This is a genomic window from Paraburkholderia sp. TE9906, assembly GCF_056279605.1.
This window is the reverse complement of sequence record NZ_JBWCCT010000002.1, coordinates 684,520-706,459: the sequence shown is the minus strand read 5'-3', so window position 1 is coordinate 706,459 and position 21,940 is coordinate 684,520. Positions and strand designations below refer to the sequence as shown.

Below are 21,940 nucleotides of genomic sequence, written 5' to 3'. Positions count from 1 at the left end.
AGGGATGGCTGATCGGCTGTCGACGGTTGCAAGGCGAGTTGCCGAGCCGGCCGCAAGGCAAAAAAACGGGCCGCTCGAAGCGGCCCGTTTTTCATTCCACCCACACGTTCGAATCAAGCACGACACCGTCCTTTCACGACGGCGACACCAGCTTGAAGTCCACCGGCGCGCCGAGTTCGAAGTGCTGCTTCGGCGTCGGATCGAGTAAACCGGTTTGACGATCGCGCTTGAACACGTACACCGTATCGCTGTTCTGATTGCCAACGATCAGCCAGTTGCCGGTCGGATCGATCGCGAACTCACGCGGCGACTTGCCGAGACTCGATTGATGCCCGATCTTCTTCAGATGCCCGTTGGCTGGATCGACCGAAAAGATCACGATCTCGTTCGCGTCGCCGCGATTGGACGCGTACACGAAGCGTCCGTCCGGCGACAGATGGATCGCCGCCCCACCGACCGCGCCCTTGAAGCCTGGCTGCGTCAGAGGAAGCGTTTGCACCAGCTTGAGCTTGCCGTCGGCGTAGTCGAACGTGCTGACCGAGGCGTTCAGCTCGCTCGTCAGGTACGCATGCTTGCCGTTGGCGCCGAAGATCAGATGACGCGGACCCGTGCCCGCCTTCTGCTGGGTATAGCCCCAATCGGTCGGCGTGACCGGGCCGTGACTGTCGCCCGGCGTGTAGCGATACGCGTAGAGCTTGTCGGCGCCGAGGTCCTGCGCGAAGAGATAGCGCCCATCCGGCGAAAACACGGTGGAGTGAACGTGCGAGTTGTCCTGCCGCCCCTTCACCGGACCGCCGCCCTCGTGATGCACGGTGAGCACCGACGCGCCGAGCCGGCCATCGCCCTCAACCGGAAACACCGCGAAGCTGCCGCCGGGGTCGGCCGCCACCGAGTAGTTCGCGCTCAGCAGATACTTCTCATCCGGCGACAAACTCAGATAGCACGGATCATTGCCATCCGACGACACCTTGTTGAGGAACGTCAGTTGCCCCTGTGCGGCGTCAAAGCGAAATGCGCTGACACCGCCGCGCTGCGTGGCCGGGCCATCGTCACCGGGCAATTCGTTGACCGCATAGACGAAGCGGCGGTCACGGCTCACCACGAGGAACGAAGGATTGACCGTCTGCGCCACCGACACGCGCGTGGCCGCACCTGTCTTCGTGTCGAAGCGATAGACGTAGATCCCCTCGCTCTTGCCGCTGGTGTAGGTGCCGACCAGCATGTTGTAGACGCCGTCCGCGGGGACCGGGCCGGAATCTTGCGCATACGCGTGCGACGCAACAATCGAGACCATGAGCACGAAACCTTTTATTATCGAGCGGGCGGCGCGCAGAGGCGCAGGCCGCCCGGAGTGTCCCGCCCCGCAAGCAGCGGCGGCAGGCGAAACGGAAGGCGGGAAAGCAGATGAAGCGGGACTCGAAATGGCACGCACGGCCGCCCGGCGACGACGAAGCATATGACCTCCTCCACATCGGTTATTGGATCGAAGCGGTTGTAATGATGTCGCTGGTCTGCCGCGCGGCGAGTCGAGCGTTGTTCTTATCGAGGCAAGTATAAAAGCGTTGGGTCGGATCATGCAGCGAATCCGGCTGCCGGCACGCATCGGCAGCCATTGTCCCGCGTCGCGGGACGTTTCTTCAATCGCGTCTTACGCGTTTCACACTACGGAGTCTTCATGAACGTCACACTCAGCCTGGGCCCGCTCGTTTCGTTGATCGCCGGCATTCTGATTCTCGTCATGCCGCGCCTGTTGAACTACATCGTCGCGCTCTATCTGATCATCATCGGCATCATTGGGATCTTCGGTGTGGGGTCGTCGCACTTCTGAGTTGGCGGCAATCGACGTGCGGCCGGGCGCAGGGCCGGCCCGGCCGCACATCGTCAATGCGCAAGGAAGGCGCGGCAAAGCGCGCGCGTGACACGGAACAGAAACGTGGGAAATGCGGCGGCAGAAACGAAGCTGCATCGCATCACGATGCAGCTTTGCGCAAGCGGATTAGCAGGTCATCAAACCGGACGCATGGAGCGCCGCCTCACTCATCGGCCTCGCGGCTTACGCGCCCCGTCGCCGAGCGTCAACCGTTCGAAAGCTGGTCGAGCCGCAAGCGTCCCTGCAACGACAGCGCGCCGACGGCATAATGGCCGTCACCTTCCTGATAGCGCCGGAAGCAGGCCCGTTCGACCAGAAACGCGGCAGCGGCCAGCATGCCGTTGCGGCTCAGCCCCAGCCGGCCATGATCGAGCGGCAACATCGAATCGCCGGCGAGTTGGCCGGCGGCCGAGAGTATCGTGATGCAATCGGTTTTCGTCGGGTTCAGCATGGCTTTCGTCCTCGGAAACGGCGCCTGCGTGCGCCATGGGCAAGGCCGACTCGCTGCCCGGTCGGGCTCCGGGCTCGGCTCGAAATCCGATTGTAGGCACTGATTTGACAATTACCAACCCGCGTTTTGCCGCATTGCGTGATGAACCAATGCGCATCGCGCGGGTCCGGTAGTAACCATGACCCAGCGCGACGGCCTCGCCGTGCGTCATCACCGACACGCTCCCCTATGCCCGCAAACATCGAAGACTATGCGCTCATCGGCGACGGCCACACGGCCGCGCTCGTCTCCCGCGAAGGTTCCGTCGACTGGCTCTGCTGGCCGCGCTTCGACTCCGGCGCCTGTTTCGCCGCCCTGCTCGGCACGCCCGAGAACGGCCGCTGGCTGATCTCGCCGGTATCGGAAGACCCGAACGCCGCGCCGACCATCACGCGTCGCTATCGCGGCGAAACCCTGATCCTCGAGACCGATTTCGAAACGCCCGAGGGCGCCGTCACGCTGATCGACTTCATGCCGCCGGGTAACGGCTGGTCGGAGATGGTGCGCATCGTCGTCGGCAAACGCGGCACCGTGCGCATGAAGATGGAACTGGTGCTGCGCTTCGACTACGGCTTTTCCATTCCGTGGGTCGACAAGCTCAAGCACGACAGCGGCATCAAGGCGATCGTCGGACCGGACAACGCGGTGCTGCGCACGCCGGTCGCGCTGCGCGGCGAAGACATGAAGACAGTTGCCGACTTCACCGTCAGCGAAGGCGAGCGGGTGCCGTTCTCGCTCGCCTACGCGGCCTCGCATCTGCGCATTCCGCCCGCGCGCGATCCGCATACGTCGCTCGCGCGCAGCGAGAATCACTGGCTCGAATGGTCGGCGCGCGGCACCGTCGAAGGACGCTGGGCCGGCGCGATCCGCCGCTCGCTGATCACGCTGAAGGCGCTCGCCTACGAGCCGACCGGCGGCATCGTCGCGGCGCCCACCACGTCGCTGCCAGAGCAGCTCGGTGGCACGCGCAACTGGGACTACCGCTACTGCTGGTTGCGCGACGCCACCATCACGTTGCTCGCGATGATGCGCGGCGGCTACTACGACGAAGCGCGCGCATGGCGCAGTTGGCTCGGCCGCGTGATGGCCGGCTCGCCCGAGCAGCTGCAGATCATGTACGGGATCGCCGGCGAGCGGCGGCTGCCGGAATTCGAAATCGACTGGCTGCCCGGTTATCAAGGCGCGAAGCCGGTGCGCATCGGCAACAACGCGGTCGGCCAGCGCCAGCTCGACGTGTATGGCGAAGTAATGAACGCGCTGCATCTGGCGCGCGTCGGCGGCCTGCAGGCGGACGACACCGCATGGAACGTGCAGCGCGCGCTGCTCGAACACCTCGGCACGATCTGGCAGGAGCCCGACGAAGGCATCTGGGAAACGCGCGGCGGCCGCCAGCATTTCACTTTCTCGAAGGTGATGGCGTGGGTCGCGTTCGATCGCGCGATCCGCTCGGCCGACATGTTCAAGCTCGACGGCCCGCTCGACGAATGGCGCGCCACCCGCGCGCAGATTCACGCGGAGGTCTGCGAGAAAGCGTGGAATGCCGAGCTCGACGCGTTCTCGCAGTACTACGGCAGCGACCAGCTCGACGCAAGCGTGCTGCTGCTGCCGATGCTCGGCTTCCTGCCGCCGCACGATCCGCGCATCAAGGGCACCGTGGCGGCGATCGAGCGCGACCTGATGCACGACGGCTTCGTGATGCGCTACCGCACCACCGAATACGACGACGGCCTGCCGCCCGGGGAAGGCACGTTTCTCGCGTGCTCGTTCTGGATGGTGGACAACCTCGCGCTGCAAGGCCGTATCGACGAGGCCATCGCGATGTACGAACGATTGCTTGGGCTATGCAACGACGTGGGCCTCCTCGCCGAAGAGTACGATCCGGCGGTAAAGCGCCTGGTCGGCAATTTCCCGCAGGCGTTTTCGCACGTGGCGCTGGTGCACACGGGCCTGAACCTGATGAAGCACGAACAGGAAATGGCCCAGGCAACCGGGCATCCGGGCCATAACGGCGGCCGCTCCGGAAAACTGAAGGCTGAGGCAACCCCCGATAGCGGCGCGGCAACATCGCCAGTAGCATGATTTAATGACAGTTTGCGTGCCACCCGCGCGCAGATTGCTGCATTGCACAAATGCACTTTGTTCGATATGATCGATCAACCTGTCGGCCGAAAATCAATGCGCCAACAATCAAAACGGCCCGCCGCAACGCCTTACGCGTGTTTGCGAAGCCCCATGCGAACCGCTTAAAACGGAGCACCCATGCTCTATCAACTGCACGAATTCCAACGGGCGATGTTGAGCCCCCTTACCGCCTGGGCCCAGGCCGCGTCGAAATCGTTCGCGAATCCTGCCAGTCCACTGGCCTACGTGCCGGGCGCAACCCGTCTGTCGGCCGGCTACGAACTACTGTACCGGCTGGGTAAAGATTACGAAAAGCCCGAGTTCAATCTTCACCAGATTGTCAAAGATGGTCACAACATCCCGATCATCGAGCAGATCATCGTCGAGAAGCCGTTCTGCCGCCTGATGCGCTTCAAGCGTTTCGCCGACGACAGCGACGCCGTCACGCAGTTGAAGGACGAACCGGTCGTGCTGGTCTGCGCACCGTTGTCGGGACACCACGCTACGCTGCTGCGCGATACCGTGCGGACGTTGCTGCAAGACCACAAGGTGTACCTGACCGACTGGATCGACGCGCGCATGGTGCCGCTCGAAGCCGGCGAGTTCGGTCTGAACGACTACGTCGCCTACATCCAGGAATTCATCCGTCACATCGGCGCGAAGAATCTGCATGTGATCTCGGTGTGCCAGCCTACGGTGCCTGTGCTCGCGGCCATTTCGCTGCTGGCGAGCCGCGGCGAAGACACGCCGCGCACCATGACGATGATGGGCGGCCCGATCGACGCGCGTAAGAGCCCGACCTCGGTCAATTCACTCGCCACCCAGCACTCGTACGAGTGGTTCGAGAACAACGTGATTTTCACGGTGCCGCCGAACTATCCGGGTGTGGGCCGTAAGGTTTACCCGGGCTTCCTGCAGCACACCGGCTTTGTCGCCATGAATCCGGAACGTCACGCGGCCTCGCACTGGGATTTCTACCAGAGCCTGCTGCGCGGCGACGAAGACGACGCGGAAGCGCATCGCCGCTTCTACGACGAGTACAACGCCGTGCTCGACATGGACGCGGACTATTACCTCGACACGATCCGCGTGGTGTTCCAGGAATTCCGTCTTGCCGAAGGCACGTGGGACATCGCCGGCGAGCGGGTGAAGCCGCAGGACATCTCGAAGACCGCGCTATTCACCATCGAAGGCGAACTGGACGACATCTCCGGCGACGGTCAGACCTATGCCGCGCACGAACTGTGCACCGGCATTCCGGAGAGTGACAAGCGCCACTTCACCGCGGAAAAATGCGGCCATTACGGCATTTTCTCGGGCCGGCGCTGGCGCACGATTATTTATCCGCAGTTGCGCGACTTCATCCTCGAGCACAACAAGGCGCCGAAAGTGGCGAAGGAAAAAGTCGAAGCCTGAGCGAATCCGCACGCGGCATCCGGCAAAAACGACGGCCTCTTCGGAGGCCGTTTTCGTTTGCGATGCCGCTTTGCCATAGGGTGTGCGACGGCGTGCTTGTGCCTCGCCCAACGCGCGCGACGGCGCGTCACGTCGCGTGCGCGCCTACTTGCGCGCCTACTTGCGCAACAGATACGCGAGCAGCAACTCGGTGTTCATCTGAACCACTTCACTGCGTTCGCTGGCGCTGTTGAAATCGCGGCCGAGCGTCGCTTCGAGCGTGAAGCGGTTCGACACGATGTAATAGCCCATGCCCGACAGCGTCACGTAAAAGCGCAGCGGATCGATGTTGGCGCGAAACAGCCCCGCACGCTGCCCGCGTTCGAGAATGCCGCCGAGCGTCGCGACGATCGGCGAGATCATTTCGCGGATACGCGTCGACTTCTGCATGTAGCGCGCTTCATGCAGATTCTCGTTGTTGACCAGACGCAGCAACTCGGGATGATCGCGGTAGTAATCCCACACGAAATGCGCGAGACGCGTCACGGCCTCGACCGGCGCGACGCCGTTCAGTTCGAGTGTGCGTTCCGCTTCGTTGAGCGCACTGAACGCGTGCTCGAGTACCGCGGTGAAAAGCTGCTCCTTGCTACCGAAGTAGTAATAGAGCATGCGTTCATTCGTTTCCGCGCGGCGGGCGATCTGATCGACGCGTGCGCCGAATAGCCCACCATTTGCAAACTCTTCGGCCGCCGCAAGCAGAATGCGGCGCCGCGTGCCTTCAGGATCTCTTTTGATTTTCGGCTGATTCATGGTGGCATCGTCTTCGTGAGCCGCGTTATCCGGATCGCGCCGCCGGCCTCTCCTCGGGCCTTGCACCGACAGCGTTGAACGGGCGCGCCATGGTTGGGGAACACACCCTTTTCTGCGGTCTTTCGAAAAAGCGCTTCGATTATGGCACATGGATTGCGAATGGCAATTGGGGAAATCGGCGATAATGTGCTATTTAGTTCAAGCTATGCGGCAGCAAGGCAAGCCCCCCGTCGTGACCGTGACAGACATTAAAATACTTGCGGATCGCATAGAAGATCTGCTGCCCCAAACGCAATGCACGAAGTGCGGATATCCCGCATGTCGTCCCTATGCCGAAGCCGTTGCGAACGGCGACGCCAATTACAACCAGTGTCCTCCCGGCGGCGCCGAGGGTATCGCACGCCTCGCCGCGTTGCTCGGCAGGCCGGTGATTCCGCTCAATTCCGCCAACGGAGTCGAACGCGCGCGTCCGTTGGCGGTTATCGACGAACAGGTTTGCATCGGCTGCACGCTGTGCATGCAGGCTTGTCCGGTCGACGCGATAGTTGGCGCACCGAAACAGATGCACACCGTGATTGCCGAACTCTGTACCGGCTGCGATCTGTGCGTGCCACCGTGCCCGGTCGACTGCATTGCGATGCCGTCCGTCACCGGCGAGGCGACCGGCTGGAACGCATGGACCCAGAGCCAGGCCGACGCCGCGCGCGCGCGTCACAACCGGCGCGAAGCCCGTCTCACGCGTGAGCGCGAAGCCGCCGAAGCGCGTGCTGCTGCGCGCCGCGCCGGCGGCGCGGGCACGGCGCTCACTCCGGACGTGACGCAAGCGACTCAAACAACGCAAGCCGGTACCGCTACAGCGCCAGTGGCCCCCAACGTGGACGACGCCGAAGCGAAGAAACGCGCGATCATCCAGGCCGCGCTCGAGCGCGCTCGCAAGAAGAAAGAAGAACTGGCTGCCAAAGGCCAAGACCCGTTGAACACCGAACACGTTAGCGCCGACGTGCAGGCGCAGATCGACGCCGCCGAAGCGCGCCGCCGCCGTCTCGGCCTCGCCGACGCCGCCGACGACGACACCGACGCCGACACGCCGTCCAACCCGCGCTAAACGCACCCGCCACGCTCCGCATGAACGCGAAAAAACGCCGCGCCATCTACGAAACGCTACAGAGTCTCAACCCCCATCCAACGACCGAGCTTGAGTACACTTCACCGTTCGAGCTGCTGATTGCCGTGCTGTTGTCGGCGCAGGCCACGGACGTGTCGGTCAACAAGGCGATGCGCAAGATGTTCCCGGTCGCGAACACGCCGCAGCAGGTGTTCGATCTCGGCGAGGAAGGCGTGACCGGCTACATCAAGACGATCGGGCTGTACCGGACCAAGGCGAAGAACGTCATCGCGACCTGCCGCATTCTGCTCGATCAGTACGGCGGCGAAGTGCCGGAGGACCGTGAAGCGCTCGAAAGTCTGCCGGGCGTGGGCCGCAAAACCGCCAACGTGATTCTGAACACCGCGTTCGGCCATCCGACCATCGCGGTCGATACGCACATCTTTCGGGTTGCCAATCGAACCGGGCTCGCGCCCGGCAAGGACGTCCGCGCGGTCGAAGCGGCGCTGGAGAAATTCACGCCCGCCGAGTTCAGACAGGATGCGCACCACTGGCTGATCCTGCATGGCCGTTATGTCTGCAAGGCGCGTCGCCCCGAATGCTGGCATTGCGTGATCGAGCCGCTTTGCGAGTTCCGTCCGAAAACGCCGCCGCCGGATCTCTGAGCCGCCTCGCGAGGCGCGGCGCGGCGCCAGCAGCGCGCGCCGCCGCGGCGTAAAATACCGGCCTGCGCGCTTGTCTCGCGCGCGCCCACTCAAACGCACCGGTTCCACGATGTTCAATCCCAGCCGCGATGAAGTCCGCCTCTTTTTCACCGACACCTGGCGCAAGCAGCGTCAAGGCGAGATTCTGACGCCGCTGGAAGCGATCGCCGCCGACTGGATCGTCGAGCATCCCGAATATCACGCGGACCTCAGCGATAGCGGCGCCGCCCAGGCGCAGGATTACTCGCCCGAACGCGGCCAGACCAATCCATTCCTGCATCTGTCGATGCATCTCGCGATCAGCGAACAGTTGTCGATCGACCAGCCGCCGGGCATTCGCGCGGCGCACGAGCGGCTCGCGTCGCGCCTCGGCTCGACTCACGACGCGCAGCACGCGATCATGGAGTGCCTCGGCGAAACCATCTGGGAAGCGCAGCGCACCGGCACGCCGCCGGATACGGACGCCTATCTGCAGCGCATCGAGCGGCGCGCGACGCGCGACTGAGGTCGGACTGAGCGCCGGCCGCGCCGCCGCCCAAAACAAAACACCCCGCCAAAGCGGGGTGTCGTTCGAATCCGAAAAGCAGCGCGGCAATGACGCTCAAATCATGACGCGGCCCGCTTACTTCTTCTGCACCAGATCGCCGTCCAGCGATTCGATATAAGCCGCGAGGTCTTTCATGTCGCTCTGCGACAGGCTCTGCACCTGCGCCTGCATGATCGCGTTGTTGCGGCCGAGATGCGGATTGCCCACGCCCATCTGGTACTGGCGCAGCGCCCAGTAGATGTAGTCGGCGTGCTGGCCCGCGAGCTTCGGATACTCCGGGCTCACCGGCTTGTTCAGATTGACGCCGTGGCAAGCCGCGCAGTTGTGACTCTCGGACAGCACCTTGCCGTTGCCTGCATCGGCGGCATGCGCGAGATTCGCTGCAGCCAGACCGATCACCGCCGCCGACGCGCAAGCAGCCTTGAACACCGTGTGGAGTGCCTGTTGGGGCTTAATCATGAATTCTCCTATCCCGCGAATAATTGATAGCCGGGTGACTGAATGGACGGCCGCGGCCGATCACTTGTCGGGATTGTTTTTCGAAGAGGCATTTTGCGCCGCGTAGTAAGCGGCGATGTCGGCAATGTCCTGATCCGACAACGAGACGGCAATGGCGTGCATCGTGTCGAAATGGCGGTCGCCCTTCTTGTAGCCACGCAACGCGTTTTCGAGGTATGCCTGATTCTGGCCGCCGAGCATCGGCACACGGTAGACCTCGGGATAAGCCGTACGGTATTCGGGGATGCCGTGGCAGCCGATACACATCGCGACCTTGGCCCGCCCCGCCTTCGCGTTACCAACCACATCCGCTGCCTGGGCGCTGACCGCATAGCCCGTGAGCACCGACAGCGCTGCGATCACGACGTGTTTGCCGACGAATTTATTCATAGCATGTAACCTGGCATGAGGGGAACGGGCGCCCAAAAAAGGCAACGGCCCGCGCCGTTCTTCTTATAGGGTAGCCACGCAGGCCAAAAAAATCGGGCTAATTGTACCGCGACGCCGCGCAGAACGTCCACCGCGCGGGGCCAGCGGCCCGCCCGCCGGCTGCAAAGCCACGGCCGGCGCCGCTTTACTCCGGCACGCCCGCCGCGCAAGGCCTGACGGGGTGGCCGAGCGCACGGTCCGCGCCGTCCGGGGCACCGGCTCAAACACCGGCAAGCCCAGCTCAGGCACCCGCCCGCCGCACTGGGTGGATCCCGAACGAACACCAAACGAGCACGCGGCCCACCCGTGCGCAACGCATGCAGCACGCACGCAACACGCGTTTTGCCGTCCCGCGCATCGGGCTGAACCTCGGCTGACACCATACGCGAGCCGGTTTCAGGCCAACAGGGCTTCTGACTTATACTGGGTTTTTTCCCGATCAAGAGCATCTCGCCATGCGTTTCGAAGGCTCATCGCAGTACGTCGCCACCGACGACCTCAAGCTCGCGGTCAACGCCGCGATGACGCTGAAGCGCCCGTTGCTGATCAAGGGCGAACCGGGCACGGGCAAGACCATGCTCGCCGAAGAGGTCGCCGCCGCGCTCGGCATGCCGCTGCTGCAGTGGCACATCAAGTCCACCACCAAGGCCCAGCAGGGTCTGTACGAATACGACGCGGTGTCGCGCCTGCGCGATTCGCAGCTCGGCGACGAGCGCGTCAAGGACATCCGCAACTACATCGTCAAGGGCGTGCTGTGGCAGGCGTTCGAGTCGGACGAGCAAACCGTGCTGCTGATCGACGAGATCGACAAGGCCGACATCGAATTCCCGAACGACCTGCTGCGCGAACTCGACCGCATGGAGTTCTACGTGTACGAGACGCACGAGCTGATCCGCGCCAAACAGCGCCCGCTCGTGATCATCACGTCGAACAACGAGAAGGAGCTGCCCGACGCGTTCCTGCGCCGCTGCTTCTTCCACTACATCAAGTTTCCCGATCCGGCCACGATGCAGCAGATCGTCGAGGTGCACTACCCAGGCATCAGGAAGGAACTGCTCGCCGCGGCCATGCAGAGCTTTTTCGAACTGCGCAACGTCGCGGGTCTGAAGAAGAAGCCGTCCACCTCGGAGCTGCTCGACTGGCTCAAGCTGCTGCTCGCCGAAGACCTTCCGCCCGAAGCGCTGCGCTCGTCCGACCAGAAGCAGATCATTCCGCCATTGCACGGCGCGCTGCTGAAGAACGAACAGGACGTGAGCCTGTTCGAACGGCTGATTTTCATGAACCGCAACAACCGTTGATCGGGCGAGCCTCGTCGTCGAAGAGCGGCAGCCGGGTCGATGCCGGCCCACCGCCGCCCGACGCGTCGCATCGACCATTCGCCGCTGGAGGGCACACCGCATGCTGATCGACTTCTTCTACTCGCTGCGCGCCGCCAGGCTGCCGGTGTCGGTGAAGGAATATCTGACGCTGCTCGAAGCGCTCAAAGCCAACGTGATCGCGCCGTCGCTCGACGAGTTCTACTACCTTTCGCGCATCACGCTGGTCAAGGACGAGCAGTATTTCGACAAGTTCGATCAGGCGTTCGGCGCGTATTTCAACGGCGTCGCGAAAGCGTCGGAACTGGCGTTCGACGTCCCGCTCGACTGGCTGAAGAAGAAGCTGCAACGCGACCTGTCGCCGGAGGAAAAGGCGCAGATCGAGGCGATGGGCGGGCTCGACAAGCTGATGGAGCGCCTCAAGGAGCTGTTCGACGAACAGAAAGAGCGCCACGAAGGCGGCAGCAAGTGGATCGGCACGGGCGGCACGTCGCCGTTCGGCAACGGCGGCTACAACCCGGAGGGCGTGCGCATCGGCGGCGACGCGGCGGGCAACCGCACGGCGGTGAAGGTGTGGGAAGCGCGCGCGTATCGCGATTACGACGACCAGGTCGAAATCGGCACGCGCAACATCAAGGTCGCGCTGCGCCGTTTGCGCCGCTTCGCGCGCGAAGGCGCCGCCGAAGAGCTCGATCTGCCCGACACGATCCGCAGCACCGCCGCGAACGCCGGCTGGCTCGATCTGAAGATGGTGCCGGAGCGGCACAACAAGGTGAAGGTGCTGATGCTGCTCGACGTCGGCGGCTCGATGGACGACCACATCAAACGCACGGAAGAACTGTTCTCCGCCGCGAAAGCCGAGTTCAAGCACCTCGAGTTCTATTACTTCCACAATTGCGTGTACGACTTCCTGTGGAAGAACAACCGCCGCCGCCACGCCGAACGCATGCCAACGTGGGACGTGCTGCACAAGTTCACGCCCGACTACAAGCTGATTTTCGTCGGCGACGCGACGATGAGCCCCTACGAAGTGCTGCAGCCAGGCGGCTCGGTGGAATACAACAACGCCGAGGCCGGCGCGGTGTGGCTGCGCCGTCTCGCGGATCATTTCCCGCATCACGCGTGGCTCAATCCCGAACCGGAAGGTCTGTGGGCGTACCGGCAATCGGTCGGCGCGATCCGCGAAGTGCTCGGACACCGGATGTACCCGCTCACGCTTGCCGGGTTGGAGAGCGCAATGCGCATGCTGAGCAAATAACGCGGTTGTACCGCTGCCGTATCGCTGTCACTGATTACCCCCAACTATAAAAAAGCACCTGCATGAGCCTTTCTTCATCGCCCCAGTCGCCCCCTGCCGCGACACCGCCCCGGCGCCTCAATCCGCTCGCCGATACCTCGCTCTCCACCGTCGTCGCCGGCTTCGTCGCGATGATGACGGGCTACACCAGTTCGCTCGTGCTGATGTTCCAGGCGGGCCAGGCCGCGCATCTGAGCGACGCGCAGATTTCGTCGTGGATCTGGGCGCTGTCGATCGGCATGGCCGTGTGCACGATCGGCCTGTCGCTGCGTTTTCGCGCGCCGATCGTGATTGCGTGGTCGACGCCCGGCGCGGCGCTGCTGGTGTCGTCGCTGCCGCATGTGGCGTATGCCGAGGCGATCGGCGCGTTCATCGTCTGCGCGGCGCTGCTCACGCTGGTCGGTTTGACCGGCTGGTTCGACACGTTGATGAAGAAGATCCCGGCCGGCATCGCCTCCGCCTTGCTGGCGGGCATTCTGTTCGAGATCGGCATCGAGATTTTTCGCGCCGCGCAGTTCCAGACCGCGCTCGTACTGACGATGTTCTTCACCTACCTGATCGTCAAACGGCTCGCGCCGCGCTACGCGATCGTCACGACGCTGATCGTCGGCACGGCCGCCGCGGGCGGGCTCGGGCTGCTCGATTTCAGCCGCTTTCACGTCGCGCTCGCGCATCCGGTGTTCACGCTGCCGGCGTTCTCGGTGGCGGCCAGCGTGAGCATCGGGATTCCGCTGTTCGTCGTCGCGATGGCGTCGCAGAACGTGCCGGGCATCGCCGTGCTGCGCGCAGACGGCTACACCACGCCGTCCGCGCCGCTGATTTCGACGACCGGCATCGTGTCGCTGCTGCTCGCACCGTTCGGCTCGCACGGCATCAATCTTGCGGCGATCACGGCGGCGATCTGCACCGGCCCCGAAGCGCATGAAAACCGCGACAAGCGCTACACCGCCGCGGTCTGGGGCGGCGTTTTCTATCTTCTCGCCGGCATTTTCGGCGCGACCATCGCCGCGTTGTTCGCGGCCTTGCCGAAGGCGTTGGTGGTGTCCGTCGCGGCGCTCGCGCTGTTCGGCTCGATCATGAGCGGCCTGACCAACGCGATGCAGGACGTGAAGCAGCGCGAGGCGGCGCTGGTGACCTTCATGGTCACGGCCTCGGGGCTGACGCTGCTGTCGATCGGCTCGGCGTTCTGGGGGCTGGTGGCGGGCGTGCTGACGCAACTGGTGCTGAACGCCCGGCGCGCGTGACGGGCCGGCGTGACGAATTGGCTCGACGGCCCCACATCGCCGACAATTCCGTGAACGGATCGCCGAAGCCAAGTGTCAACACCGGATCAGGCGATCCGCCATAGAATAGAAGCATCCGGCAGCGTTTCCCGGCAACATCACGGGGACGCTGCAGCGTGACCCGCGGCCGCCGGCGCCGATTCCGTCCTGTCAGCCCGGCGGCAATCTCATTTCTCCTGAACCACGGCGCGCGCGCCCTGAAGGCCCGAACATGACAACCGCACTCGATCAACTCAAGCAATACACCACCGTCGTCGCCGATACCGGCGACTTCCAGCAGCTTGCCCAGTACAAGCCGCAGGACGCGACCACCAATCCGTCGCTGATCCTGAAGGCCGTGCAGAAAGACGACTACCGCCCGCTGCTCGAAAAAACCGTGAAGGCGCACGCGTCGAAGCCGGTCGGCGCGATCATCGACCAGTTGCTGATCGCTTTCGGCACCGAAATCCTCAAGATCATCCCGGGCCGCGTGTCGACCGAAGTCGACGCGCGCCTGTCGTTCGACGTCGAGGGCTCGATCGCCAAAGGGCGCGAGCTGATCGCGCTTTACAAGGAACACGGCATTGGCCGCGAACGCGTGCTGATCAAGCTGGCCTCCACCTGGGAAGGCATCCGCGCCGCGGAAGTGCTGCAGAAGGAAGGCATCCACTGCAACATGACGCTGCTGTTCTCGCTCGCCCAGGCCGCGACCTGCGCCGAAGCGGGCGCGCAACTGATCTCGCCGTTCGTCGGCCGCATCTACGACTGGTACAAGAAGAACGCCGGCAGCGCGTGGGACGAAGCGAAAGACGGCGGCGCCAACGATCCGGGCGTCAAATCGGTGCGCCGCATTTACGCGTACTACAAAAAGTTCGGCTACAAGACCGAGGTCATGGGCGCGAGCTTCCGCACGCCCGGACAGATTCTGGAACTGGCCGGCTGCGATCTGCTGACCATCAGCCCGGATCTGCTGCAGAAGCTGCAGGACAGCACCGATAAGGTGGAACGCAAGCTGTCGCCGGAGATGTCCAACGAAGCGAACATCGAGCGCGTGCCGGTGGACGAGGCGTCGTTCCGCTTCCTCGTCAACGACGAGGCGATGGCGACCGAAAAGCTCGCCGAAGGCATCCGCGCGTTCGCCGCAGACGCGGTGAAGCTGGAAAAGCTGATCGAAGCGCTGCGTTGAGCTTCGCTTCGCGCGCCGCGTGATTCATGCGGCTGACGCGGCTGCAAGGGCGGCCCTGGACCTCGCGGTTCGGGGCCGCTCGCCGTTTACAAGGCGGCGCCATCGTTCGAGGCCGCCCGCATCACCGCTTTTCCTACACTTTTCCTACGCAATAACGTCACAATCGGCGCCAGGACGGACGACTACAATCGATTCCACGCCCGCTCCCCGGCGCCGCTGGCTCCGGGCTGACGGTGCGCACACCAGTTCCGGGAGACGATCATGGAAGTTCAGCCCTACCTGTTTTTCAACGGACGTTGCGAGGAAGCGCTCGCGTATTACTGCGAGAAGCTCGGCGCCGAAGTCACCTTCAAGATGCGCTTCAAGGAGGCGCCGCCGGATTCGGGACACCAGCCGCGCCCCGATCTCGAAGAAAAAATCATGCACGCGAACGTGCGGATGGGCTCGACCACCTGGATGGCGTCCGACGGCAATGGCGATCCCGCGGCCAGTCCGATGAGCGGCTTCAGCCTGTCGCTGACGGCCGACGACGCCGCCTCCGCCGAGCGCTACTTCAACGCGCTCGCCGACGGCGGCCAGCTGGTGATGCCGTTTCAGGCCACGTTCTGGAGCAAGGGCTTCGGGATGGTGGTGGACCGCTTCGGCCTCATGTGGATGGTGACGGTGCCGGACAAGCCTTAAAGCGTCGTCGGCGGCCGCGCGCCCTACCCCTTCAGCAAACTGCGCGAATGCCGCTCGATATTCCAGTTCGGCTCGGTCTCCAGCAACAGCGCGCGTAGCCGCTCCACCTGCTCCGCGAGCCGCTGCCCGAGCCAATACGGCCCCTGCAGATCGGGCGGCAGCCTGAGCGCCCCGTCGCCCGACGTCTGCGCGAGCGGCGACGCGGCCGGAATGCCGAACTGCGTCGCGCGCCCAAAGCGCAGCCCGCGGGCGATCGCCAGCAGAATCGCCCGCACCGCGCGGACCTCGACGCCGCAGCGCGCGGCATACGCGGCGCGCGCCACGGCGTCGGCATGCATGAGCGGACCGGTCGCGAGCAATTCCAGCGCGCTGAGCACCGAGCGATGCAGCCGCTGAATCTCTTCGAGCTTCGCCTGCGGCACGTCGATTTCCTTCGCCACCGACGGCATCAGCGAGCGCAACTGCACCAGCCGCTGGTTGATTTGCAGAAAGCGCTTGACCTGCTCCTCTTCGCTGATCGTCTCGCCATCCAGCAGCCGCGCGTAGATCGACGCGCATTCGCGCAGGTTGGCCGCGAGGCCGTAGCGCCACGAATACGTCGCGTGCAGCGGCAGCGCGAACGAAAACGCCAGCGCGATCACGATACCGATCAGCACGTTCAGCGTGCGCCACAGGCCGACGTCGATCAGATTGTCGCCGTGACCCGCGACGATGCACATCGTGATCGCCGTCAGCAGCCCGACATAGCCGGACGAGCCGATCGCGAACCACGCGCAGATTGCCGCGATGATCGCCATCAGCACATAGGTGAGCGGCAGCGAGCCGACCAGATTCTGCTGCACGATCAGCAGCAGCCCGATCGACGCCCCGAGCAGCGTCCCGGCTGCCCGCTCCGCCGCCTTCTTGCGGATATTGCCGTGATGCTGCAAACCGCCGATCACCACCAGCAGCGTCACCGACGACCAGATGCCGTGCGGTATATCGATACCGCTGGTGGCGAGAATCGAGAACAGCATCGCGAGGCCCACACGCAGGCTGTGCAGCACCTTCGCGTGGCGATAGCGGTAGTAAGGCGACGTCACGGCGCGCACCATCCGGCTGAGCGCCGAGCGGCGTGGAATCACGGGATGGGAATCGGCAGATGCCATGGCGGCGCGACCCACGCTTGGAAAGGACAGTTTCGCTATCCTGCCCTGGAGTGCCCGGTAAAGACAAACGCCCGCAAACTTTCGTCTGCGGGCGCTGCGGTTTTCAGGCCTATCGACAACGACGCCCGGCCGAGCCAGGCGTCACGGCGCCACGCCGTTGCGCTCAGCCTTCGACCACGTCCAGATAATCTTCCGGACGGGTGCGGTCTTCGCCGCGCTGCATGCCGAACGCGCGCACCAGCAGGCTCACCACGACCGACACCACCAGGTTCACGATCAGCGACCACACCGCCGCATAACCCGGGATCGCCATGCCGAACAGATGGATCGTGAAGATCGAACTGGCCAGCTTCAGTGAGACCGCCATCCACGTGCCGGTGCCGATGCCGACCGCCCAGCCGATCAGCAAGCCACGGTAGTCGAGCACGCGCGTGTACAGGCCGAGCACGATGGCCGGCAGCGTCTGGATGATCCAGATGCCGCCGAGCAGCTGCAACTGGATCGCGTACGTGAGCGGCAGACCGAGAATGAACGCGACCGCGCCGACCTTGACGATCAGCGAGACCAGCTTCGCGACGTTGGTCTCCTGCTCGTGCGTCATGTTGCGGTTGACGAACTCCTTGTGCACATTGCGCGTATACAGGTTGGCCGCCGCGATCGACATGATCGCCGCCGGCACCAGCGCGCCGATACCGATCGCCGCGAACGCCACGCCGACGAACCACGACGGGAAGAAGTGCAGGAACAGCGCCGGCACCGCGAAGTTCGGGCCGAAGGCCTTGAAGTACGGCACGAATTCCGGCATGTCCTTCACGCCGGCCGCGAGCGCCATGAAGCCGAGCAGCGCGAGCAGGCCGAGCACCAGCGAATAGGCCGGCAGGAGCGCCATGTTGCGACGGATCGTGTTGCCCGACTTCGACGACAGTACCGCCGTGATCGAATGCGGATACAGGAACAGCGCGAGCGCCGAGCCGACCGCGAGCGTTGCGTAGGCGCTATAGCCGTTCAGGCTCGACACGTCCGGCGACTTCAGCAGCAGCTTCTCCGGCGGCACCACGCTGAAGATATGGCTGAAACCGCCCAGTTGCGGCGGAATCACGATGATCGCGGCGAAGATCGTCACGTAGATCAGGATGTCCTTGACCACCGCGATCATTGCCGGCGCGCGCAGGCCCGACGTGTACGTGTACGCGGCGAGAATCGCGAACGCGATGATCAGCGGCAGATCGCCGACGAAGCCCTTGGTGTCGAAACCGAGCGCGCCGATCACCACTTCGATGCCGACCAGTTGCAGCGCGATGTACGGCATGGTCGCGACGATGCCGGTCACGGCGATCGCCAGTGCGAGCATGCGGCTGCCGTAGCGGGCCGACACGAAGTCCGCGGACGTCACGTAGCCGTGACGCTTGGCGATGCTCCACAGTTTGGGGAACACGACGAACGCGAACGGATAGATCAGGATCGTGTACGGCAGCGCGAAGAAGCCGGTTGCGCCCGCGCCGAACACCAGCGCCGGCACGGCGATGAAGGTGTACGCGGTGTACAGGTCGCCGCCCAGCAGGAACCACGTGACGATGGTGCCGAAGCGCCGGCCGCCGAGACCCCACTCTTCCAGATGGGCGAGATCGCCGCGCCGCCAGTGGGCCGCGACGAAGCCGAGAATGGTGACGCCGATGAAAAACAGGACGAAGACGAAAGTTGCTGTGGCGTTCATTATTGCGCGCCCCCTTTCGAACGGCCCGTGTAGCGCGATTTGGTCTTGAAGTACACGAGCGCCGTGATGACGGCGCTGATCAGCACCCACAGGAGCTGATACCAGTAGAAGAACGGGAAGTCGAACAGCTGCGGTTCGATCCTGTTGTATGACGGCACCCAGATCATCGCGATCCAGGGCAGTAGCAGCAACCAGAGCCAGTGCTTGCTGGCCTTGTTCGCGTCGGCGTCGTGAGCCATGACGTCTCCTCTTCCTATTATTGAATTGTTGGCCCGTGTCTTTGACGGGAGGTGGATCCCACAGCGGGTGGCCGCCCCGCGGGTGGCCACGGGCGCCCCGAAGAAAGCTCCGAAAGAGTATAGGAGCCGCGAACGCGCGGTCAAGCAGGGACGACCCGAGGCGGGACGCTGCTGTGACACGGGGACATGCGCGATGGAGTATGGCTGGGAGTCAGGCGCGGGGATGCGGCGATGACTCGAGGGGAACGGCGAGGGGCGGGAGCGATGCTTGCTGTACGGGGGCTTTTGCTGTATGCGGGGCGTGCTGTGCAGGCGTAGCCGCGCAAGGAGCTGATGCTTAGCGCTGCTTGCCTGTGTGGGCGTTGTCGCCGCGTAGAGGCTGCTGGAGCGTCGGGGCGGGCCTCGGTCACAGGAGATCGTGTGCGGCGTGGTTGAGGTACTTCAGCTTTGCCTGGGCGTTGCTGACACGACACACCTGGAGCAATCCAAGCGCCCGGGGAACGCCGAACCGCCGACATTCCCCCAGCACCCCGAGGCATCCCGCAAGCGGCCGGAACGCCGTGAGGCGGCACCTACCCGGCCCCGCCCGCTTCCACACTCAGATAGAAAACGACGCGCCCTTTTGCCCCGTCGATTCCTGCAGGCCCTTGATCCACTTGCGCGCCGGCAAGCCGAGTTCCGCTTCGATCAGCTTCGCGCGCGTTTGCAGCGCGGTGAACGGCACATCGAGCGCCGGCCCCGAAAACGCAATCGCGATGCGGTTGCCGTCGTGCACTTCCGGCAGCGCGACCACGCGGCCGTCGAACGCTTCGTTCAGACGCTTCATGTTGCGCACGAAGCTCGGATGATCGCCGAACAGATTCACCGTCACCACGCCCGCATCGGTCAGACACGCGCGCACCGCGCGATAGAAGCCGACACTGTCGAGCACCGGGCCGCGCGCCGTCGCGTCATAGACGTCGATCTGCAACGCGCCGATCGTGCCGTGATTGGCGCGGTCGTTGACGAAGTCCCACGCATCGGTTTCATGCACGGCCAGACGCGCATCGTCGTGCGGCAGTTCGAACATCGTGCGCGCGGCCACCACGACCGCCGGGTTCACCTCGACCGCCTCGACCTTCGCGCCCGTCAGGAAGCGGTGCGCGAACTTGGTCAGCGAAGCCGCGCCCAGACCCAGCTGGACGACGCGCTTCGGTGTTTCGATGAACAGCAGCCAGGCCATCATCTGCTGCGCGTATTCGAGTTCGATGTGATCCGGCTTGCGCAGACGCATCGCGCCTTGCACCCATTCCGTGCCGAAGTGCAGAAAGCGCACGCCGCCCTCTTCCGAGAACGTCACCGGGGCGAAGCGCGGCTTGCGCGGCGCTTCGATTTGCGGCGCGTCGTGCAGATCGTCGTCGAGCGCGGCGCGCTTGTTGCGCGTGGTGGTTTGCGCGGTTTTCTGTTTGCCGGCGAACGCGTCGGTGTCACGGTTGCGGAAGGCGCGCGCCTCGGCCGAAGTGCGCTTGATCAGTTTCGTCATGTGAGGATGTCGCGCCAGAGACGCAATTTTTGGTCGAACGAGAGCATAGCACTCGCCGAGGTTCAGGTTGTCGACGCAGCTCCGTGTCGACGGGCCAACAGAACGCGGACCGCTTGCGCGTCCGGTTCGGGCCGCGTGACGGCGTCACGTCGGCGATTCGCCCGGCCATGCGCGAAAGCGAGCCGGTGTCCAACGAGCCGTCGCTCTGAATTTCCTTCTGTGCGATGCGCTGAACCGAGGTTGCAAGTGGATTGCACTACACCATCGGCTCAATGACAGCCCAAACCGCGCCTTGATGCATCGCTCGCGTGCAGCGTGGCAACGGTGGCGCGGACAGCGCGCTGCGCCGACTACCGCAGCCGCCCGCACTCGCCGTCCTCATGCAGACAATCGTGGATGTTGCGCCAGATTTCGAGCTTGGCCGCATACGGTATCGTCGCGTGCGCGGGGCTGCTCGATGGAAGCCTGAGCATGCGATACCCGCTCGCGCGCTCGCCAAGGGCACGCTCGCCGATCTTCGCCGCCGTGCCGCCGTTGAAGGCAACGCAGGCGAGTTCGGGCAGCGTCCCGATAAGGCCGACGAGATCGTTGCTCGCATGATCGCGAATGTTGCTGTCGAGACTGCCGGAGCGGCGCGCCTCGGCGACCACGTCCCATAGTCCGATGCGGTGTTCGAGGAGCGTGCGCAAACGTTCATCGTATTCCATCGCGCTGAGGTTTGCGCCGATGACATCCCCGACCAGATGCCAGAACCGGTTCTGTTTGTGCGCATAGTACTGCCCATGCGCCAACGACCTCTCACCCGGCAAGCTACCCAGAATCAACACTCGTGTACGAGCATCGACGACCGGCGCAAAGCAGCGTTTGAACGTCATGAGCGCTGGCCCTCGTCACGGCATCGCGCGAGTGGCCGGCCGTGTTCGCGCTGGCGCGCAAAGGCCGTATGCGTGGCGTGCCCGGCGTCCTCGCGTGAAGCGAAACCGCGCTCTTCGCGCGAACCCACCGAAGCCGCGGAAGCCGCGGAAGCCGCCACACATTCCCACAGCGCCGGCAACATACACTCCGTCACCATCAAAGGCGCGCCATGCCGCTCGAACACCGAGCGCCGCGCGACGAACGCATGCGGCGCTCGCGCAATCCCAGCGCCGATTTCCCGCGCCGCCAGCCAATACAACGGATGACGCGCGCCCACCCTGCGGCTCACCAGCGACGAGCGCGCCACGCTGCTGTCGCTATACAGCAGTTCCGCGAGCGGGCGCGTGCGCAAACGCCGCGTCGCCTGCCACACGCCGACGCTCGCCGCGCGCGGCGTCACGCTATGCGCCGCGACGCACGGCACGCCAGCCACCGCGAGCACCACTTCGCGCACCCACACGGGCGCACGCGGCGCGAGACCGAGCGCGGCCGCCTCGTCGGGCCAGGGGAGCGCGACGCCTTCGCGCGTGACGCGCACCGCGACCGGGCCGAGCGCGCGCAGATGCGCGGTCAGCGAACCACCTCGGGTCAACCAGTCTTTCTGGGCGGCGCTCAGGCCGGGTAGGGGCGAGACACGCCAGTGGGCGTCGGCAGCATCGAAACGGATAGACATGGTGTCGGATTATAACGG

General features: G+C 64.4%; 23 protein-coding genes. 12 read left to right on the top strand and 11 right to left on the bottom strand.

From position 1 onward, the window contains the following. Positions 1-133: 133 nt before the first annotated feature. On the bottom strand, positions 134-1,294 hold the full coding sequence (locus ACZ9H4_RS07040) for a lactonase family protein (protein WP_408324494.1): 1,161 nt from the start codon (positions 1,292-1,294) through the stop codon (positions 134-136). Positions 1,295-1,675: 381 nt separating this feature from the next. On the opposite strand from ACZ9H4_RS07040, the gene ACZ9H4_RS07035 reads away from it, so the two are divergent. Further along, entirely contained in the window at positions 1,676-1,828 is a 153-nt protein-coding gene (locus tag ACZ9H4_RS07035; protein ID WP_007175701.1) for a DUF3096 domain-containing protein, read from the top strand. Positions 1,829-2,075: 247 nt separating this feature from the next. Here the strand turns inward: ACZ9H4_RS07035 and ACZ9H4_RS07030 are convergent, their stop codons facing one another. After that, positions 2,076-2,321, bottom strand: a complete 246-nt coding sequence (locus tag ACZ9H4_RS07030) for a hypothetical protein (protein ID WP_476118570.1) — start codon at positions 2,319-2,321, stop codon at positions 2,076-2,078. A gap of 228 nt (positions 2,322-2,549) precedes the next feature. Between ACZ9H4_RS07030 and ACZ9H4_RS07025 the strand changes: the two genes are divergently transcribed. Both ACZ9H4_RS07025 and ACZ9H4_RS07020 read left to right on the top strand, forming a co-directional pair. After that, positions 2,550-4,439 (top strand): glycoside hydrolase family 15 protein, encoded by a 1,890-nt coding sequence (locus tag ACZ9H4_RS07025; RefSeq protein WP_476118569.1) that lies wholly within the window; start codon positions 2,550-2,552, stop codon positions 4,437-4,439. A gap of 180 nt (positions 4,440-4,619) precedes the next feature. After that, a complete protein-coding gene (locus ACZ9H4_RS07020; RefSeq protein ID WP_408141687.1) occupies positions 4,620-5,897 on the top strand; it encodes a polyhydroxyalkanoate depolymerase in 1,278 nt (425 codons plus the stop codon). Positions 5,898-6,053: 156 nt separating this feature from the next. On the opposite strand, the gene ACZ9H4_RS07015 is transcribed toward ACZ9H4_RS07020, so the two are convergent. After that, positions 6,054-6,686 (bottom strand): TetR/AcrR family transcriptional regulator, encoded by a 633-nt coding sequence (locus ACZ9H4_RS07015; protein ID WP_408141686.1) that lies wholly within the window; start codon positions 6,684-6,686, stop codon positions 6,054-6,056. Between the two features lie 238 nt (positions 6,687-6,924). Between ACZ9H4_RS07015 and rsxB the strand changes: the two genes are divergently transcribed. The 3 genes from rsxB to ACZ9H4_RS07000 all read left to right on the top strand — a co-directional run bounded on the left by rsxB (position 6,925) and on the right by ACZ9H4_RS07000 (position 9,000). Then, positions 6,925-7,791 carry an electron transport complex subunit RsxB gene (gene rsxB / locus ACZ9H4_RS07010; RefSeq protein ID WP_408324496.1) on the top strand — a complete coding sequence of 289 codons (867 nt, stop codon included), beginning with the start codon at positions 6,925-6,927 and terminating at the stop codon, positions 7,789-7,791. Positions 7,792-7,811: 20 nt separating this feature from the next. Next, positions 7,812-8,456 carry an endonuclease III gene (nth, locus tag ACZ9H4_RS07005; protein WP_476118568.1) on the top strand — a complete coding sequence of 215 codons (645 nt, stop codon included), beginning with the start codon at positions 7,812-7,814 and terminating at the stop codon, positions 8,454-8,456. 109 nt (positions 8,457-8,565) lie between these two features. After that, complete coding sequence (locus ACZ9H4_RS07000; protein WP_121319308.1) at positions 8,566-9,000, top strand: DUF1841 family protein; 435 nt, start codon at positions 8,566-8,568, stop codon at positions 8,998-9,000. 117 nt (positions 9,001-9,117) lie between these two features. Here the strand turns inward: ACZ9H4_RS07000 and ACZ9H4_RS06995 are convergent, their stop codons facing one another. Both ACZ9H4_RS06995 and ACZ9H4_RS06990 read right to left on the bottom strand, forming a co-directional pair. After that, complete coding sequence (locus ACZ9H4_RS06995) at positions 9,118-9,501, bottom strand: c-type cytochrome (RefSeq protein WP_408153886.1); 384 nt, start codon at positions 9,499-9,501, stop codon at positions 9,118-9,120. Positions 9,502-9,561: 60 nt separating this feature from the next. Beyond that, entirely contained in the window at positions 9,562-9,930 is a 369-nt protein-coding gene (locus tag ACZ9H4_RS06990; RefSeq protein WP_168663539.1) for a c-type cytochrome, read from the bottom strand. A gap of 494 nt (positions 9,931-10,424) precedes the next feature. Between ACZ9H4_RS06990 and ACZ9H4_RS06985 the strand changes: the two genes are divergently transcribed. The 5 genes from ACZ9H4_RS06985 to ACZ9H4_RS06965 all read left to right on the top strand — a co-directional run bounded on the left by ACZ9H4_RS06985 (position 10,425) and on the right by ACZ9H4_RS06965 (position 15,711). Then, complete coding sequence (locus tag ACZ9H4_RS06985; protein WP_408141681.1) at positions 10,425-11,267, top strand: AAA family ATPase; 843 nt, start codon at positions 10,425-10,427, stop codon at positions 11,265-11,267. Between the two features lie 100 nt (positions 11,268-11,367). Next, a complete protein-coding gene (locus tag ACZ9H4_RS06980) occupies positions 11,368-12,543 on the top strand; it encodes a vWA domain-containing protein (protein WP_408324498.1) in 1,176 nt (391 codons plus the stop codon). A 62-nt stretch (positions 12,544-12,605) separates the two neighbouring features. Beyond that, positions 12,606-13,826, top strand: coding sequence for a benzoate/H(+) symporter BenE family transporter (locus tag ACZ9H4_RS06975; RefSeq protein ID WP_408141679.1), 1,221 nt, complete (start codon positions 12,606-12,608; stop codon positions 13,824-13,826). Between the two features lie 250 nt (positions 13,827-14,076). Next, a complete protein-coding gene (gene tal, locus ACZ9H4_RS06970) occupies positions 14,077-15,030 on the top strand; it encodes a transaldolase (protein WP_476118565.1) in 954 nt (317 codons plus the stop codon). 261 nt (positions 15,031-15,291) lie between these two features. Then, positions 15,292-15,711: a VOC family protein gene (locus ACZ9H4_RS06965; protein ID WP_408141677.1), complete on the top strand. Its 420-nt coding sequence runs from the start codon at positions 15,292-15,294 to the stop codon at positions 15,709-15,711. Positions 15,712-15,734: 23 nt separating this feature from the next. Here the strand turns inward: ACZ9H4_RS06965 and ACZ9H4_RS06960 are convergent, their stop codons facing one another. The 4 genes from ACZ9H4_RS06960 to ACZ9H4_RS06945 all read right to left on the bottom strand — a co-directional run bounded on the left by ACZ9H4_RS06960 (position 15,735) and on the right by ACZ9H4_RS06945 (position 20,334). Then, a complete protein-coding gene (locus ACZ9H4_RS06960; RefSeq protein ID WP_476118564.1) occupies positions 15,735-16,859 on the bottom strand; it encodes an FUSC family protein in 1,125 nt (374 codons plus the stop codon). 163 nt (positions 16,860-17,022) lie between these two features. Next, positions 17,023-18,573, bottom strand: coding sequence for a monocarboxylate uptake permease MctP (mctP, locus tag ACZ9H4_RS06955; RefSeq protein WP_408141675.1), 1,551 nt, complete (start codon positions 18,571-18,573; stop codon positions 17,023-17,025). Then, positions 18,573-18,812, bottom strand: coding sequence for a DUF3311 domain-containing protein (locus tag ACZ9H4_RS06950; protein ID WP_476118563.1), 240 nt, complete (start codon positions 18,810-18,812; stop codon positions 18,573-18,575). Before ACZ9H4_RS06950 ends, mctP begins: the two co-directional genes overlap by 1 nt. Before the next feature lie 598 nt (positions 18,813-19,410). Continuing rightward, on the bottom strand, positions 19,411-20,334 hold the full coding sequence (locus ACZ9H4_RS06945; protein ID WP_476118562.1) for a class I SAM-dependent methyltransferase: 924 nt from the start codon (positions 20,332-20,334) through the stop codon (positions 19,411-19,413). 83 nt (positions 20,335-20,417) lie between these two features. On the opposite strand from ACZ9H4_RS06945, the gene ACZ9H4_RS06940 reads away from it, so the two are divergent. Beyond that, positions 20,418-20,543: a hypothetical protein gene (locus ACZ9H4_RS06940; protein ID WP_476118560.1), complete on the top strand. Its 126-nt coding sequence runs from the start codon at positions 20,418-20,420 to the stop codon at positions 20,541-20,543. A 141-nt stretch (positions 20,544-20,684) separates the two neighbouring features. Here ACZ9H4_RS06940 and ACZ9H4_RS06935 read toward each other — a convergent pair whose 3' ends face one another. After that, complete coding sequence (locus ACZ9H4_RS06935; protein WP_408141673.1) at positions 20,685-21,209, bottom strand: DNA-deoxyinosine glycosylase; 525 nt, start codon at positions 21,207-21,209, stop codon at positions 20,685-20,687. Further along, positions 21,206-21,922, bottom strand: a complete 717-nt coding sequence (locus tag ACZ9H4_RS06930) for a chorismate--pyruvate lyase family protein (protein WP_476118558.1) — start codon at positions 21,920-21,922, stop codon at positions 21,206-21,208. The genes ACZ9H4_RS06935 and ACZ9H4_RS06930 overlap by 4 nt, the downstream gene beginning before the upstream one ends. Positions 21,923-21,940 lie beyond the last annotated feature (18 nt).

Coding starts and splice junctions, on each gene's coding strand:
- ACZ9H4_RS07040 (WP_408324494.1), bottom strand. CDS start 1,294: ATGGTCTCGATTGTTGCGTCGCACGCGTATGCGCAAGATTCCGGCCCG.
- ACZ9H4_RS07035 (WP_007175701.1), top strand. CDS start 1,676: ATGAACGTCACACTCAGCCTGGGCCCGCTCGTTTCGTTGATCGCCGGC.
- ACZ9H4_RS07030 (WP_476118570.1), bottom strand. CDS start 2,321: ATGCTGAACCCGACGAAAACCGATTGCATCACGATACTCTCGGCCGCC.
- ACZ9H4_RS07025 (WP_476118569.1), top strand. CDS start 2,550: ATGCCCGCAAACATCGAAGACTATGCGCTCATCGGCGACGGCCACACG.
- ACZ9H4_RS07020 (WP_408141687.1), top strand. CDS start 4,620: ATGCTCTATCAACTGCACGAATTCCAACGGGCGATGTTGAGCCCCCTT.
- ACZ9H4_RS07015 (WP_408141686.1), bottom strand. CDS start 6,686: ATGAATCAGCCGAAAATCAAAAGAGATCCTGAAGGCACGCGGCGCCGC.
- nth (WP_476118568.1), top strand. CDS start 7,812: ATGAACGCGAAAAAACGCCGCGCCATCTACGAAACGCTACAGAGTCTC.
- ACZ9H4_RS07000 (WP_121319308.1), top strand. CDS start 8,566: ATGTTCAATCCCAGCCGCGATGAAGTCCGCCTCTTTTTCACCGACACC.
- ACZ9H4_RS06995 (WP_408153886.1), bottom strand. CDS start 9,501: ATGATTAAGCCCCAACAGGCACTCCACACGGTGTTCAAGGCTGCTTGC.
- ACZ9H4_RS06990 (WP_168663539.1), bottom strand. CDS start 9,930: ATGAATAAATTCGTCGGCAAACACGTCGTGATCGCAGCGCTGTCGGTG.
- ACZ9H4_RS06985 (WP_408141681.1), top strand. CDS start 10,425: ATGCGTTTCGAAGGCTCATCGCAGTACGTCGCCACCGACGACCTCAAG.
- ACZ9H4_RS06980 (WP_408324498.1), top strand. CDS start 11,368: ATGCTGATCGACTTCTTCTACTCGCTGCGCGCCGCCAGGCTGCCGGTG.
- ACZ9H4_RS06975 (WP_408141679.1), top strand. CDS start 12,606: ATGAGCCTTTCTTCATCGCCCCAGTCGCCCCCTGCCGCGACACCGCCC.
- tal (WP_476118565.1), top strand. CDS start 14,077: ATGACAACCGCACTCGATCAACTCAAGCAATACACCACCGTCGTCGCC.
- ACZ9H4_RS06965 (WP_408141677.1), top strand. CDS start 15,292: ATGGAAGTTCAGCCCTACCTGTTTTTCAACGGACGTTGCGAGGAAGCG.
- ACZ9H4_RS06960 (WP_476118564.1), bottom strand. CDS start 16,859: ATGGCATCTGCCGATTCCCATCCCGTGATTCCACGCCGCTCGGCGCTC.
- mctP (WP_408141675.1), bottom strand. CDS start 18,573: ATGAACGCCACAGCAACTTTCGTCTTCGTCCTGTTTTTCATCGGCGTC.
- ACZ9H4_RS06950 (WP_476118563.1), bottom strand. CDS start 18,812: ATGGCTCACGACGCCGACGCGAACAAGGCCAGCAAGCACTGGCTCTGG.
- ACZ9H4_RS06945 (WP_476118562.1), bottom strand. CDS start 20,334: ATGACGAAACTGATCAAGCGCACTTCGGCCGAGGCGCGCGCCTTCCGC.
- ACZ9H4_RS06935 (WP_408141673.1), bottom strand. CDS start 21,209: ATGACGTTCAAACGCTGCTTTGCGCCGGTCGTCGATGCTCGTACACGA.
- ACZ9H4_RS06930 (WP_476118558.1), bottom strand. CDS start 21,922: ATGTCTATCCGTTTCGATGCTGCCGACGCCCACTGGCGTGTCTCGCCC.